Raw genomic sequence first — 13,229 nt, forward strand, 5'->3', positions numbered from 1 at the left:
TCATGCTCAAGACAAAATTTAAAGCGCGATAAGGGTTTGTCCAAATCTCATCGCGCTTTAAAGGACCGATCGGGCGCTTGTCACCTTGTCCTCAAGCGGTGCCTGTAGATTATTCTGGACGTGTAACGATTCGAGAGTGCCATGCGCCGTTTGATGCTGCTGCGTCACGCCAAGACCGAGACCGACGCGCCGAGCGGCCGTGACCAGGATCGCCGGCTCGACGACCGCGGCCACAAGGATGCCGCCGAGATCGGCGACTGGATCGCCTCCCATCCCCCCTTCCCCGACACCGTGCTGGTGTCGCATGCCGTCCGGGCACGGCAGACCTGGGATGTCGCCTGGGAGACGATGAAGGGCCGCGTCGCCGCGCCCGAGGTCGAGGTGCTGCCGGAACTGTACGGCGCCGATCCCGCGCAGATCCTGAAATCCATTCGCACTGCAACCAACCCGGGCAACCCGAAGCGGCTGCTGCTGGTCGGCCACAATCCCGGCATGCACGAGGCCGCCTTGATGCTGATGGGCGGCGGCGATCCGGCCGGCGCCAAGGCGCTCGCCCACAATCTGCCCACCGCGGGGCTTGCGATCTTCGACTTTGACGTGAAGGATTGGGGGGACGTGGCCTACCGCCGCGGCAAGCTGGTGCTGTTCGTCAGCCCCAAGCTGCTTCGATCGGGATGAGACGCGCGGGCGCCGTCTCGACCGGTCGATGCAGCCTGATCACGGGCTGACTGGAAGATTTGGAGGCGCAGATGTTCAAGTCCATCCTCGTGCCCATCGACCTCGCCGACACCGATCTGGCCAAGCCGGCGATCGCAACCGCGGCAACGCTGTCGCAGACCTGGAGCGGCACGGTGCGGCTGCTCAACGTGCTGCCGATGACGCCGGTGATGCTGGCAGAATACGTGCCGGCCGACTTCGACGAACAGCAGCGCCAGACCTCGGAGGAAGCGCTCGCCATCGTCGCGCGCGAATCCGGCATCGAGGCTTCCCACATCTCCAGCGTGGTCCGCCAGGGCGGCATCTACCACGAGATCCTGGAGGAAGCCGTGCACATGAAGGCCGATCTGATCGTGATGACCTCGCACCGGCCGGCGATGCGCACCTATTTCCTCGGCTCCAATGCCGGCCACGTCGTGCGCTACGCGAAGTGCTCGGTGCTGGTGGTCAGGCACTGAGGGCTGCTCCGTCATTGCGAGCGCAGCGAAGCGGCTCGATCTCGTAGGGTGGGTTAGCCGAAGGCGTAACCCACCACTGTCTCTCTCCGCGGAAGCAGAAGAGGTGGATTACGCCTTCGGCTAATCCACCCTACGCATCTACAAGCCCTTGCGTTGCCCGACGGGCAAGACACGCAAAATGGCGGTCAATCGCTGCTGTCGAAAATATTCCGCTTTACCGAAATTCGGAATTGGCGGATAGTGCGCGCACTCCGGCCCAAGGAAGAGGGGCGTATCGCGATCGTCACGAACGCGGGCCGGGCGGCGGTGGACGTGGGTCACATCGGCGCGACAGGCATCGCAGGGCGGGCAACCGTGAGCGACAGCATCGCGCGCACGACCGGTGTGACCGGCGTACGGCCAAATCGTGTCGTCCTGGCGCCCGGGGTCTGTGCGCCAAGTCTTGCGGTGATGGGTGCGGTCCGACCGGACCGCGCGCATCAGCCATCCGCAAGGCGACGGGGGCAATAGTGCATCGCTCCCCGGGGAGAGCACGACATAAGCCGTTCCAACCATTCGCGCAGGGAAGGCCGGGATGCTCCGGTTGCCCTGTTTCCCCGCTGTGCATCGTAGCGCAATCCGCGTTTGGCATGGCGGCCAATGGGAGCCAACCGGCTCCCGGCCTTCCCTGCGCCCTCTTTCATTGGGCGTGACGCGACGAAGCAAAGCTCGGGCGAAACTCGCCGCGAGAGGGCAAAGGTGTGTCTGCGATGAGAGCGCGAGCTAAAGGAGCGACAGTGCCACCCACATGCTCCGTCATTGCGAGCGCAGCGAAGCAATCCAGAGTCGCTCCGCGTCGGCAGTCTGGATTGCTTCGCTCCGCTCGCAATGACGATGCGGAGACATTTTACGTCACCACGCCCGGACCTGCCGGGCGTCGTGACAAAGCCTTACAGATACCGCGACAGTTCGGCTTTGAACTGGCCGTAGACCGCGTCCTCGATCTGGCTGCGGTTGATCCCGATGTCGCGCAGGGCGCGGTCGTCGAGTTCGTTCAGCGTCTTGACGGCGGAGCGGCGCTCCAGGCGGTCGAGCATGGCTTGGGTGGCGCTGGCGAGCGCGCGGAAAAATCCGCTCGACGAGGATGGGCGTAAACTCCGCCCGGCAGTTTGCGAGATCGTGGTCATTTTTCTTCTCCGGACTTCTGTCCACGCGGCGAAACGGATGCCGTTGGCGCAGACGCTGGGAGCGCCTGCACCTCATTTGCCATCGGATTGCTCTCGCTCTCCTCGGCTCAATCGCGGACCTTGATGGAACTTAAATGCTCCAGTACATTACTCGGAGCAAGGAAAACATTGCTCTCGGTGCAATAATGTCCAAGTTCGAGTACGTGAAGCTTGCCGATGCCATTGCCTCGGATATCTCTAATGGCACGTTAAGGCCCGGCGACCGGCTGCCGCCGCAGCGCAATTTTGCCTATGACCGCGGCATTGCGGTCTCGACCGCGAGCCGGGTTTATACCGAGTTGCTCCGCCGCGGCCTCGTGGTCGGCGAGGTCGGCCGCGGCACCTTCATCTCCGGCGACATCAGGCGCGAGGTCGAGGCGCTGAGCGAGCCGCGCGACGCGCGGATCGACTTCGAGGTCAATTATCCGCTGCTGCCGCAGCAATGGGCCATGATCGCCAAGAGTCTTGCGGGGCTCGAGCGCGTCGACGCGCTCGAATCCGCGCTGCGCGTCTCGACCAGCACCGGCACCAAGAGCGCGCGCAACGCGGCCGCCGCCTATCTCGCGCGCAAGGATTTTGCGCCGCAGGCCGAGCAGATCGTCTTCACCGCCAACGGCAAGCAATCGCTCGCGGCCGCCCTCGCCGCGCTCGTCCCCACCGGCGGCCGCTGCGGCGTCGAGGCGCTGACCTATCCTTACGTCAAGAGCATCGCGGCGCGGCTCGGCGTGACGCTGGTCCCGATTCCGATGGACGAGCACGGCGCACGGCCCGACGCGATCCAGAAGGCGCATCGCGAGGCGCATCTGTCGACGCTGTATCTCCAGCCCATCATCCAGAACCCGCTCGGCGTCACCATGAACGCGACGCGGCGCGCCGACATCATGCGCGTCGCCGAGAAGCTCGATCTCACCATCATCGAGGACGCCGTCTACGGCTTCCTCGCCGACGACACGCCGCTGGCCGCACTCGGGCCGGACCGCTGCATCGTGATCGACAGCCTGTCCAAGAAGGTCGCGCCCGGCCTTGCGCTCGGCATCCTCGTCACCCCGCCGCATCTGCGCGAGAGCGTGATGAGCGCGGTCCGCACCGGCGGCTGGATCGCCTCCGGCCATGCGCTCGCATCGGGGCAGCGGCTGATGGCCGACGGCACCGTCGCCGAGCTGACGCGCCTGAAGCGTATCGACGCCGCGCGCCGCCAGCAGACCGCGGCAAGGCTGCTGGCCGGCTACCAGTTCGCCGCCGACCCGCGCTCCTATCATCTCTGGCTCACGCTGCCGCCACACTGGCGCTCGCAGACCTTCGTTGCCGCAGCCGCCAGGCGCGGCATCGCGCTGACGCCGTCCTCGACTTTTGCAATCGCGCATGGTCACGCGCCGAATGCGGTGCGTCTCGCGCTCGCCCCGCCCACGTTCGAGCAGCTCGATTCGGGCCTGCGCACGCTCGTCTCGCTGCTCGGCACCAAGGAAGAGGATTTTGACTCGACGGAGTAGCCAGAGCGCTTTCGCGCGAAGTGGGATACCGGTTCGCGAAGAAAACGCGTCAAAACCAGAATCCTGTCCGTCAGCCCTGCGGCCATTCCGCGATAAAGCCCCTCGCCTTGTACGGCTCGATCTTGTCCCATTCATGCAGGACACGACGACGAAATTCGACGTCGGTGTGCCAGAGCGCGCGCGGCGTCGCAAAGCTGTCGACGGTGAGCAGCATCTTCTCGACCTCGGGCCAGTGCCGGTGCAGCGTCATCGGGTAGCGACGCGCGGTCCAGGTGTTGCCGAGGCAGATCACGCTGCGGATATTTTGCAGCCCAAGCGCCGCATCGATGACCGGCAGCGAGAAGATCACGTTCTCGCCGGTGTTCATCGCGCCATGTTCCTCGAGGATCCGGTCCGCCGGAATGCCCGCCGCGGCCATCGCCGCCTTGATGATGGTGCACTCGGATTGCTCCGAGCCCGGCGTCACGCCGCCGCTGACGATCGACCAGCGGAACAAGCCCTCGCGCCACAGCCTTGCGGCAGTGTCGGCGCGCAGTGCGACGTCCTCGCGGGTGCCGAACATGAACAAGAGGTCGGCCGGCCGGAGGGCCGTGTCGATCAGATGCGTGCGGTTGATCCTGGCGATCTCGTCCGCCGCAGGCAGGCGCGTACTGCGATTCAGGGCTGGCATGGCGGCACGATGCGACACCGGCACCGGGGCGCGAAGTCACGTTTGATTGCGGCCGATTGCAGCTTAAGGCAACAGGGATCTCGGCACGCGATCGAAGCTGTAGCTCTGGGGCTGGTTGCGCCGCACGAAGCCGCCAACCTGCCAGGCGAACAGCGCGGCAAAGCCGAGGATGAACAGCGCGCCGGCGAACGCGCCGATCATGAGCGCGCGGACCAGGAGCCCGGTCATCGCCACCGTCAGCACCGCCATGAACGCCAGCACCGCGGCATAGGTGTTGCGGCCGAGGCCCGCGGTCAGCACCGCGCGGCTGCCTGCTTTCGCCATCCGCGCATGGAACTCGATGATGAAATCGCGAAAGCCGTTGTCCTGCGGCGCCATCAGCGCCGCGGTCTGCCAGCTCGTCGACAGGATCGCGATGCGGCCGCCACCGCTGCGGCTGACATCGGCGCGAAAGCGATGCTGCTGCATCGACACCGGGCGGAACGACAGCCTGACAGCGCTGATCTCATCATAGCGCCACAGGCCGGAACGGCCGCCGATGTGCCAGGACAGCCCGGCATCGGTCAGCTCGAAACGATGCGCCGAGCCGATCAGCGACGCCTTGTAGGCGTAGCTCGCACCTGGGGCGCCTTGCGTGTCCGAAACCTGCATCTCGACAATCGACCCCGTCCGCGCAATCCCGCCTGCGACCCGCTTGCGCGGTCGCCCTCGCCCATCCTACAAGCGGGGCATGGCTGAGACGACCTTTTTTCCGCGCCGCCTGATTCTCGGTGCAGCCGTGATCTGCGGCGTGCTGCTCGCGCTCGCGGTGCACATGCTGGGCGCGCGCTACGGGCTCGACCTCGGCGGCCTCTGGCACTCCGACACGCATGAGTTCATTCCGGCCGGCGCCGCGATCGCCTGGTGGCTCATCGCAACGGTCGGCTTTTCCGGCGGCTATTTCACGGCGACGTTGATGCAGAGCGCCGCTGACGGCCAGATCCCGCAACGGATGCGGCAATTCCTGATCGCGGTCGGCGTGCTCCTGCTTGCGGGTGCCGGCCAGGTGGCCTCGGCTCCGAGCCCGATCCCGACGGTCGCGGGCGTGCTCGCCGGGCTCGCCGCGCTGTGCCTTGGCGCCGTGATGGCATTCTGCGGCGCGCATTTCGCCCTGCGCCGCGGCTGACCTTTCTACGCCGACGCGCGCAGCCGCGGGCGCTCCAGCATCAGCGCCACGTCCGAGGCAGGCCGCGGCTTGCTGAACAGGTAGCCCTGCGCCTGGGTACAGCCCTCGCGCCTGAGCAGCTCGAGCTGCGCGTCGTTCTCGACGCCTTCCGCGGTGGTCACGATGCCGAGGCTGCGGCCGAGCCCGGTCACGGCACGGATGATCGCCATGGAATCCTCGCGCGTCGCGAGCTCCGACACGAAGGAGCGGTCGATCTTGATCTTGTCGAACGGAAAGCTGCGCAAATAGCTCAGCGACGAATAGCCGGTGCCGAAATCGTCGAGCGAGATGCGCACGCCCATGGCGCGCAGCTCGTGCAGGGTGGTCAGTGTCGCCTCGCTATTCTGGAGCAGCACCGATTCGGTGATCTCGAGCTCGAGCCGGCGCGCCGCCAGTCCCGAGGCGGTCAGCGCCTCGGTCACGGATGCGATCAGGTTCGGGTTCTTGAACTGCACCGGCGACAGGTTGACCGCGACATCGATATCGTCCGGCCAGGTGGCCGCGTCGGCGCAGGCGGAGCGCAGCATGAATTCGCCGAGCTGGACGATGAGTCCGGTCTCCTCGGCCAGCGGAATGAAGTTGATGGGGGCGATCAGGCCGCGCTGCGGATGGTTCCAGCGCAGCAACGCCTCGAAGGCGACGACGCGACCACTGGCGACGTCGCGGATCGGCTGATAGTACGGCTGGAACTCGTCACGTTGCAGCGCCGCGCGCAAATCCATCTCCAACAGACGCCGCGCCTGCGCGCGCGCATCCATGCCGGTCTCGAAGAAGCGGTAGGTGCCGCGGCCATCCGCCTTGGCGCGGTACAGCGCGAGGTCGGCGTTCTTCAAAAGCTCGTCCGGATCGCTGCCGTCCTGCGGCGACAGCGAGATGCCGATCGAGACACCGATGACGATCTGATGGCCGTCGATCTCGTAAGGCGCCGAGATCGCCTCGACGAGGCGGCCGGCAAGGGACCTCGCAGCAGCCTCCTCCGACCGTCCGATCTGGACCACGGAGAATTCGTCGCCGCCGAGCCGCGCCACCGTGTCGCTTTCGCCGACGGTCGCCCTCAGCCTGCGGCCGACCTCCTTGAGCAGCGCATCGCCGATGGGATGGCCGAGCGAGTCGTTGATATCCTTGAAGTGGTCGAGATCGAGGCAGAGCACCGCGAGCTGGTCACCCGAACCCGCCCGGCGCAATCCCTGCTCGAGTTGCTCGTGGAACAGCACGCGGTTCGGCAGACCGGTCAGCGCGTCATGACGCGCCATGTGCGAGATCTTCGCCTGCGCCTCCAGCCATTCGGTGATGTCCTCGAAGGTCGCGACCCAGCCGCCGCCCTGCATCGGCTGGTTGACGACCCGGATGGAGCGGCCGAACCGGTTGACGATCTGGCTGGTCGTGCGGCCCTCGCGCGCGTCGACCACGAGGCGCGCGAAGAATTCATTCGCGTCGCCTTGCCACTGGCCCTTGGCCTGCTCTTCCCGCAGCACGTCGACCAGCAGGCGGCCGGCGAGCGCGATATCGGTGCGACGAAACATCGCCGCGTAGCGCTCGTTGAACAGCATGATCTTGCCGTCCGCGTCGAACATGCACAGCCCCTGCGACATGTTCTCGAGCGCGGTATCGAGCACGACCTGCTGGCGTCCCAGCTCGCCCTTGGCACGGCGGTCGAGCACAGCTGCTGCGAGCGCGATCGCGATGATTGCAGCGGCAGCGCTGGCGGTGAGGATTGACAATGAGGCCGGCGGAATCGACAGGCCGCTGATGACGATCGCAGGATCCGGCGCCAGCTCCACGGCGCCCATGGCGGTGAAATGATGCGAGACGATGGCAACGGTCAGCAGCACCGTCGCGCCGAGCGCATTCGCCAGGCTGTCGCGCCGCCCCGCGACGACCAGCGCAAGCGATCCAAAGATAACGCCAAGAATGATCGAGACCGTCACGGTGGCGGTCTCCCAGCCGATGCGCGCGGGAATCTCGAGCGCCATCATGCCGGTGTAATGCATTGCGGCAACGCCGCCACCGACGACGGCGCCACCGAGCGCGACCGGGATCGCCCGCGTCGCCGACACCGAGATGCTCAGCCCGACGAAGGTGACCGCGATCGCGAAGATCAGCGACAGGACCGTCACGGGGATGTTGTAGGCGCCGCCGGCGCCGGGCCCGTAAGCCTGCATCGCGATGAAATGGGTTGCCCAGATGCCGCAGCCGGCAACGATGGCGTCGAGCGCGATCCACGATACGCGGGCACCCCCGCTCGCCGCCCGCGCGCGGTAGAACAGGCTTATCGCCGCCGCGCTCGCGAGCAGGCACACCGCCCCGCCGAGCGCGACCAGACGCCAATCATGCTGGTCCGTAAGACAGTAGAGAACTTGATACATTGCCGGCCCCTATCGGACCTGCACTTAGAACCGGCAGAGGTGGACAGTCGGTAACCGGCTATGTCCTCGTTCCGGGGATGGTGAACGGAAGATGTGCGCCTTTACTCATATTGTTCATCCTCGCGACGGCGCGCCGATCCCGATCACGGCAGCAGCGAGCAGCAGGACGGCGGCCGATACGACCAGCGATGCGTGCAGGCCGGCCATGAACGCACCTTCCGAGGCCACCAGCGAGCCGAACAGCGCAACGCCGAGCACGCTGCCGGTCTGCCGTGTCGCGTTGAGGACGCCCGCCGCGATGCCGGAGCGCGCCTTCTCCACGCTGCCCAGCAGGGTCGAGGTCAGCGGCGGCACCAGCAGCCCAAGTCCGCCGCTGATCGCGATCATCTGCGCGCAGATCATCCAATAGCTCGTGTCAGCCTCGATCCACAGCAGGCCGAGACAGCCGAGCGCCGAAATGCAGGCGCCGACGACGATGGTCGGGCACGGACCGATGCGCTCGGCGAGGCGCGGTGCCAGCAGATTGACCGGGAGCACCGCGGCCATCATCGGCACGAAGGCTAGTCCGGTCCGCCACGCCGACAGCCCGTTGATCCTCTGGAAGTACAGGCTGAGCACGAAGATCAGGCCGTAAATCGCGATGTTCACGAGCAGGCCGACGAGCGCAGTCAAGGTAAACAGCCGGTGACCGAACAGGGACAAGGGCAGCATCGGCTGCGCCGCGCGGCTCTCGCGCCAGACGAACAGCACGGCCAGGACGAGGGCTGAAGCGAAGGCCGCGAGCACGGCCGGATGATCCCAGCCAAGCGCGCCGCCCTCGATGATCGCGCCGGCGACCGCCCCCAGCGCGCCGATTGCCGCAACCTGGCCGGGCAGATCGATCTCGCGCGAGGGCGCGCGCGTGGTCTCCGTTGCATGACGCCAACTCAGCCAAAGGCCCATGAGGCCGATCGGAAGGTTGACGAGAAAGATCGCGCGCCAGCCGACCAGCGTGATCAGCGCGCCGCCGACGAAGGGGCCCGCGGTGAGCGCAAGGCTGGCTCCGGCGGCCCAGATCGCGACGGCCCGGCCGCGCGCGCGGTCGTCGGCATAGGCATGGTTGAGCAACGCCAGCGAATTCGGAACCAGGATTGCCGCCGCCAGGCCCTGGACCAGTCGTGCCGCGATCAGCACGATTGCATTGGGCGACAACGCACAGGCGAGCGAGGCCGCGGTGAAGATGGCGAACCCGGCCATGAAGACGCGCTTGGCGCCGATCCGGTCGCCGAGTGCACCGGCCGTCAGGATGAAGGCCGCAAAGGCAATGGTATAGGCGCTGACGACCCATTGCAGTTCGGCAACACCACCGCCGAGCGTCCTGCCCATCGCATCGAGCGCGGTGTTGACGATGGTGACGTCGAGCTGCACCACGCCATAACCGAGGCTCATCGCAGCCAGCGTCAGCGCGGACGCAGCTTGCGCGCCTCGCGCGTTCCACGTTTTCGGAGACGAATGCAGCTGAAGATATTCTGCCGGCATGATCCACCTCGATGTTTGCGGGTGAAGCCAACATTTAAGCTTTCGTTGCGTGATCATGCTTCGGTTATGATCGAAGCATCATCACGGGATAAATCGCATCCCGCGCCGGAAGGCATTGAAGCCTCGTGCCCTGCTCGCCATGCAAGCCCCGTCCGCGCGGAGACATGGGAACAGCGCGAGATCGCTTCGTGTTGAGCCTCTCATCCTCTCTTCAAGGCAGCGAAAGTCATGGTAAGAGTTGGCACCACCTCGGTTCCGTCAGGCGCAAGGTCGGAGTTCGGCAAGACCGCAACCATTGTTGCTGTCGGGAGCCTGATCGGCGCGCTGTTCGCCGGCAGCACGGTCGCAACCCCGCTCTACGTCATCTACAAGCAGCAGTTGGGTTTCTCCCAGATCACATTGACCCTGATCTACGCCGTCTACGTCGTCGGAAACCTGACCGCGCTTATGATATTTGGCCGGATGTCCGATCAGGTCGGGCGGCGGCGCACTGCGGTCATTGCCATCGGGATCGCCATTGTGGGTGCGCTCGTGTTCCTGTTCGCACACGGGATCGCCTCGCTCTATGTTGCACGCGTGCTGAGCGGTCTTGCGATCGGAATCGGCGCCGGAACCGGCACCGCATGGCTTGCGGAACTGGTCGCCGAACAGGACCGCTCCCGCGCCACCGTGATCGCAACCATCGCGAACTTCACCGGCCTTGGTCTCGGGGCATTGATCGCCGGCCTGCTTGCCGAGTATGTCGCATTTCCACTGCGAACGCCGTTCATTGCGTATCTCGCAATACTGCTCATTGTCGCGGCCGTTCTCGCCTTCGCTCGTGAGACAATCAATCGTCCGTTGGCCGCCTTCGCGCAGCTGTCGCTACGGCCCCGCGCCGGCGTTCCGTCGTCGATCCGGCCCCGGTTCGTGGCACCCGCGGTCACCGGCTTCGGTGCCATGGCCCTCGTCGCCTTTTTCGCCGCGCTCGCGCCGAGCGTGCTCGCCAGCGAGCTGCATGTCACCAGCCACGCGGTCGCCGGCGCGATCTTCCTCGAGCTTGCGGCGGCCGTTGCACTCGTCATTGCCCTGACGCGCTCGCTGCCGAGCCGCGCCGCGATGCTCTGGTCGCTCGGCCTGATGTTGCCGAGCCTTGCCCTGCTCGTCACCGCACAGTTCGCGGAATCGCTCGTCGTCATGATCGCGGCGACCGCCACCTGCGGCGTCGCGGCAGGCCTCGGCTATCGCGGCAGCCTGCAGGTCGTGAACCAGATCGCACCGGATGATCGCCGCGCCGAAGTGGTCTCGGCCTATTTCGTCTGCTGCTTTCTCGGCAACGCGCTTCCCGTGATCGGAATCGGCGTCCTCTCGACGCTGATCAGCTCCACCGTCGCCAGTCTGGTTTTCGCCACGACGATTGCGGTCTTTGCGGTGGTCGCTCTGGTGTTCGGCTTGAAATACCAGGCCGGCGAGATGGAGCCGAGAAAGTGACGCCGCGCGGGATGCACGGCGTCTCCTGACGGAAGGTATCTCGCCGTCAGCTTGCCGCGCGCAAATTCACCTTGCTCTCGGCAAGCGTCGTGAGCTTCTTGTCGGTCGCCTTCTCTTCCTCGAGCGTCTTGGCGAGCACGGCGGCGCAATCGGTCCGGCCGAGCTGCTTGGCCCAGGCGATCAGGCTGCCGTAACGCACGATCTCGTAATGCTCGGCGGCCTGCGCCGCATTGATCAACGCTGCGTCGAGCACCGCCTTGTCGGCGACTTCGCCGGCGGTCTCCTCCGCCTCCTCGATGATGCCGTCGATCGCCGGGCAGTCGACCGCCTTCACCTGCACGCCGTGCATCTTGAACACTTCCTCGAGCCGCTTGACGTGCTGCTTGGTTTCCTCGAGGTGCGTCAAAAAGCCCTGTTTCAGCTGCGGGTCGGTGGCCTTGTCGGCCATTTTCGGCAGCGCCTTGGTGAGTTGCTGCTCGGCATAGTAGATGTCCTGGAGCTGGTGCACGAACAAGTCGTTCATGGTTTTGATGTCTTTTGTGAACAGTCCCATCGTTCCGATCCTCTTGGGTTTCGGGAACACGGAGGCACCGGCTTCCACGAATAGCCGCATATTTCCGCCATGTTCGATTGCTGATGGGGCGCTAACGGGCACGCGGCATCGACGTTCCTAAAATGCCGGCTTCGCTTGCGCTGGAACAATGCAGCGGACGGCACGACATGAAACCATGCCAACATGCGAACGTGCGGGCCGGGCCGGTCTGACGACTCATATGCTTAACGCGCGTCCGATGTGAACCACATATGACAAAGTCGCCGGTCCGGCACAGAACCTATCCTTGTCAAGGGCTGCACAAGTCACCGTTTTTGCCTTAAATGATCTGGATCATGCCTAGCGATCGACGCCTGCCTTTGGCAACCATCGCGCCCGACTGGCCAATACCTGGCCTTGTCGGTCTTGCCCCCCGCCGGGAGGATGAATGCACGGACTGCTGCCCGCGTTGAAGCGCGGCTTCAAGAGATGGATTGGCTGGCGACGGCTCGGAATTGCCGCGAGCGTCTTCATCATTGCCTTCGCAATCACCACACTGGTGCGGACCCTCAAGGGTATCGACACCGGCGTCATCCTGACTGCATTGACCGAAATTCCCCGCGGGAATATCGGGCTGGCGGCGATCTGCGTCTTCTTTGCGTTCTGTACGCTGACCTTCTACGACTTTTTTGCACTGCGAACGATCGGCAAGAGGCACGTGCCCTATCGCATTGCAGCGCTCTCCAGCTTCACGTCCTATTCGATCGGCCACAACATCGGCGCCACGGTGTTCACGGGTGGCGCGATCCGTTTCCGGATCTATTCGGATTATGGGCTGAACGCGATCGACGTTGCGAAAATCTGCTTCCTGTCAGGCCTGACCTTCTGGCTCGGTAACATCTTCGTGCTCTCGATCGGCATGGCCATCCATCCCGATGCCGCCTCCTACATGGATCAGCTCCCGTCGCCGATCAACCGGCTGATCGCGCTCGGCGGCCTCGCCTCGATCGGCGCCTATCTGGTCTGGCTGTGCATGGGCGAGAAGCGCCGCGAGCTCGGCCAGAAGGGCTGGAAGGTGGTGTTGCCCTCGGCACCGCTGACGCTGGTGCAGATCCTGATCGGCGTGGTCGATCTCGGCTTCTGCGCCACGGCGATGTACCTCTTGATGCCGGCCAATCCGCCGATCGACTTCCTGTCGCTCGCCGTCGTGTTCATCCTGGCGACCCTGCTCGGCTTTGCCAGCCATGCCCCCGGCTCGATCGGCGTATTCGACGCCGCCATGCTGGTGGCGCTGCCGGAATTCGGCCGCGAGCAGCTTCTGGCGACGCTGCTGGTGTTCCGCCTGCTCTATTTCGTGATCCCGTTCGGCCTGGCCATCTCCATCATGGGCGCACGCGAGCTCTGGATGAACGTGGTCGAGCCCTGGCAGGAGCGACGGCGGCTGGCGGAGGCCTGCGCCCAGGGCAACCTGCCCAAGCAGGTGGCGGCGATGGAGCGCGAACGGTCGCTTCGGCAGGCCAGCAAGCGCTGAGGCGCTGGACGGCGGCGCGCAAGATCGTCAGACAAAGGTTGCGGGCGGGGGAGCAATCCTCTCTTATT

12 protein-coding genes are annotated in these 13,229 nt (G+C 65.4%); 6 read left to right on the forward strand and 6 right to left on the reverse strand.

Features of this window, described 5'->3' with window-relative positions; translation table 11 throughout:
• The first annotated feature begins 141 nt into the window (after positions 1-141).
• Positions 142-678, forward strand: coding sequence for a SixA phosphatase family protein (locus tag E4K65_RS13695; protein ID WP_135174607.1), 537 nt, complete (start codon positions 142-144; stop codon positions 676-678).
• A 71-nt stretch (positions 679-749) separates the two neighbouring features.
• Positions 750-1,175 (forward strand): universal stress protein, encoded by a 426-nt coding sequence (locus tag E4K65_RS13700; RefSeq protein ID WP_011088599.1) that lies wholly within the window; start codon positions 750-752, stop codon positions 1,173-1,175.
• A 929-nt stretch (positions 1,176-2,104) separates the two neighbouring features.
• On the opposite strand, the gene E4K65_RS13710 is transcribed toward E4K65_RS13700, so the two are convergent.
• On the reverse strand, positions 2,105-2,341 hold the full coding sequence (locus E4K65_RS13710) for a DUF1127 domain-containing protein (RefSeq protein WP_135174608.1): 237 nt from the start codon (positions 2,339-2,341) through the stop codon (positions 2,105-2,107).
• 185 nt (positions 2,342-2,526) lie between these two features.
• Between E4K65_RS13710 and E4K65_RS13715 the strand changes: the two genes are divergently transcribed.
• Positions 2,527-3,870, forward strand: a complete 1,344-nt coding sequence (locus tag E4K65_RS13715; RefSeq protein WP_167770787.1) for an aminotransferase-like domain-containing protein — start codon at positions 2,527-2,529, stop codon at positions 3,868-3,870.
• A 70-nt stretch (positions 3,871-3,940) separates the two neighbouring features.
• Here the strand turns inward: E4K65_RS13715 and E4K65_RS13720 are convergent, their stop codons facing one another.
• Both E4K65_RS13720 and E4K65_RS13725 read right to left on the reverse strand, forming a co-directional pair.
• A complete protein-coding gene (locus E4K65_RS13720; protein WP_167770788.1) occupies positions 3,941-4,540 on the reverse strand; it encodes a YdcF family protein in 600 nt (199 codons plus the stop codon).
• A 63-nt stretch (positions 4,541-4,603) separates the two neighbouring features.
• Positions 4,604-5,191, reverse strand: coding sequence for a hypothetical protein (locus E4K65_RS13725; RefSeq protein ID WP_135174611.1), 588 nt, complete (start codon positions 5,189-5,191; stop codon positions 4,604-4,606).
• Between the two features lie 79 nt (positions 5,192-5,270).
• Here E4K65_RS13725 and E4K65_RS13730 point away from each other — a divergent pair, with 79 nt between their 5' ends.
• A complete protein-coding gene (locus E4K65_RS13730; RefSeq protein WP_135174612.1) occupies positions 5,271-5,705 on the forward strand; it encodes a hypothetical protein in 435 nt (144 codons plus the stop codon).
• Positions 5,706-5,710: 5 nt separating this feature from the next.
• Here E4K65_RS13730 and E4K65_RS13735 read toward each other — a convergent pair whose 3' ends face one another.
• Positions 5,711-8,110, reverse strand: coding sequence for a bifunctional diguanylate cyclase/phosphodiesterase (locus E4K65_RS13735; protein ID WP_135174613.1), 2,400 nt, complete (start codon positions 8,108-8,110; stop codon positions 5,711-5,713).
• Positions 8,111-8,224: 114 nt separating this feature from the next.
• The gene (locus E4K65_RS13740; RefSeq protein ID WP_135174614.1) at positions 8,225-9,628 is read right to left on the reverse strand and encodes an MFS transporter; all 1,404 of its coding nucleotides are present in this window, start codon (positions 9,626-9,628) and stop codon (positions 8,225-8,227) included.
• Between the two features lie 228 nt (positions 9,629-9,856).
• Between E4K65_RS13740 and E4K65_RS13745 the strand changes: the two genes are divergently transcribed.
• Entirely contained in the window at positions 9,857-11,098 is a 1,242-nt protein-coding gene (locus E4K65_RS13745; RefSeq protein WP_135174615.1) for an MFS transporter, read from the forward strand.
• Between the two features lie 46 nt (positions 11,099-11,144).
• On the opposite strand, the gene E4K65_RS13750 is transcribed toward E4K65_RS13745, so the two are convergent.
• Complete coding sequence (locus E4K65_RS13750; protein WP_135174616.1) at positions 11,145-11,651, reverse strand: YciE/YciF ferroxidase family protein; 507 nt, start codon at positions 11,649-11,651, stop codon at positions 11,145-11,147.
• A 427-nt stretch (positions 11,652-12,078) separates the two neighbouring features.
• Here E4K65_RS13750 and E4K65_RS13755 point away from each other — a divergent pair, with 427 nt between their 5' ends.
• The gene (locus E4K65_RS13755; protein WP_135174617.1) at positions 12,079-13,161 is read left to right on the forward strand and encodes a lysylphosphatidylglycerol synthase transmembrane domain-containing protein; all 1,083 of its coding nucleotides are present in this window, start codon (positions 12,079-12,081) and stop codon (positions 13,159-13,161) included.
• Positions 13,162-13,229 lie beyond the last annotated feature (68 nt).

The organism is Bradyrhizobium niftali (genome assembly GCF_004571025.1).
GTDB lineage: Bacteria > Pseudomonadota > Alphaproteobacteria > Rhizobiales > Xanthobacteraceae > Bradyrhizobium > Bradyrhizobium niftali.

What these genes read in the sequence shown, in the direction of transcription:
- E4K65_RS13710 (WP_135174608.1), bottom strand. Translation starts at nt 2,341, where the DNA reads ATGACCACGATCTCGCAAACTGCCGGGCGGAGTTTACGCCCATCCTCG.
- E4K65_RS13745 (WP_135174615.1), top strand. Translation starts at nt 9,857, where the DNA reads ATGGTAAGAGTTGGCACCACCTCGGTTCCGTCAGGCGCAAGGTCGGAG.
- E4K65_RS13755 (WP_135174617.1), top strand. Translation starts at nt 12,079, where the DNA reads ATGCACGGACTGCTGCCCGCGTTGAAGCGCGGCTTCAAGAGATGGATT.
- E4K65_RS13695 (WP_135174607.1), top strand. Translation starts at nt 142, where the DNA reads ATGCGCCGTTTGATGCTGCTGCGTCACGCCAAGACCGAGACCGACGCG.
- E4K65_RS13720 (WP_167770788.1), bottom strand. Translation starts at nt 4,540, where the DNA reads ATGCCAGCCCTGAATCGCAGTACGCGCCTGCCTGCGGCGGACGAGATC.
- E4K65_RS13740 (WP_135174614.1), bottom strand. Translation starts at nt 9,628, where the DNA reads ATGCCGGCAGAATATCTTCAGCTGCATTCGTCTCCGAAAACGTGGAAC.
- E4K65_RS13715 (WP_167770787.1), top strand. Translation starts at nt 2,527, where the DNA reads ATGTCCAAGTTCGAGTACGTGAAGCTTGCCGATGCCATTGCCTCGGAT.
- E4K65_RS13700 (WP_011088599.1), top strand. Translation starts at nt 750, where the DNA reads ATGTTCAAGTCCATCCTCGTGCCCATCGACCTCGCCGACACCGATCTG.
- E4K65_RS13750 (WP_135174616.1), bottom strand. Translation starts at nt 11,651, where the DNA reads ATGGGACTGTTCACAAAAGACATCAAAACCATGAACGACTTGTTCGTG.
- E4K65_RS13730 (WP_135174612.1), top strand. Translation starts at nt 5,271, where the DNA reads ATGGCTGAGACGACCTTTTTTCCGCGCCGCCTGATTCTCGGTGCAGCC.
- E4K65_RS13735 (WP_135174613.1), bottom strand. Translation starts at nt 8,110, where the DNA reads ATGTATCAAGTTCTCTACTGTCTTACGGACCAGCATGATTGGCGTCTG.
- E4K65_RS13725 (WP_135174611.1), bottom strand. Translation starts at nt 5,191, where the DNA reads ATGCAGGTTTCGGACACGCAAGGCGCCCCAGGTGCGAGCTACGCCTAC.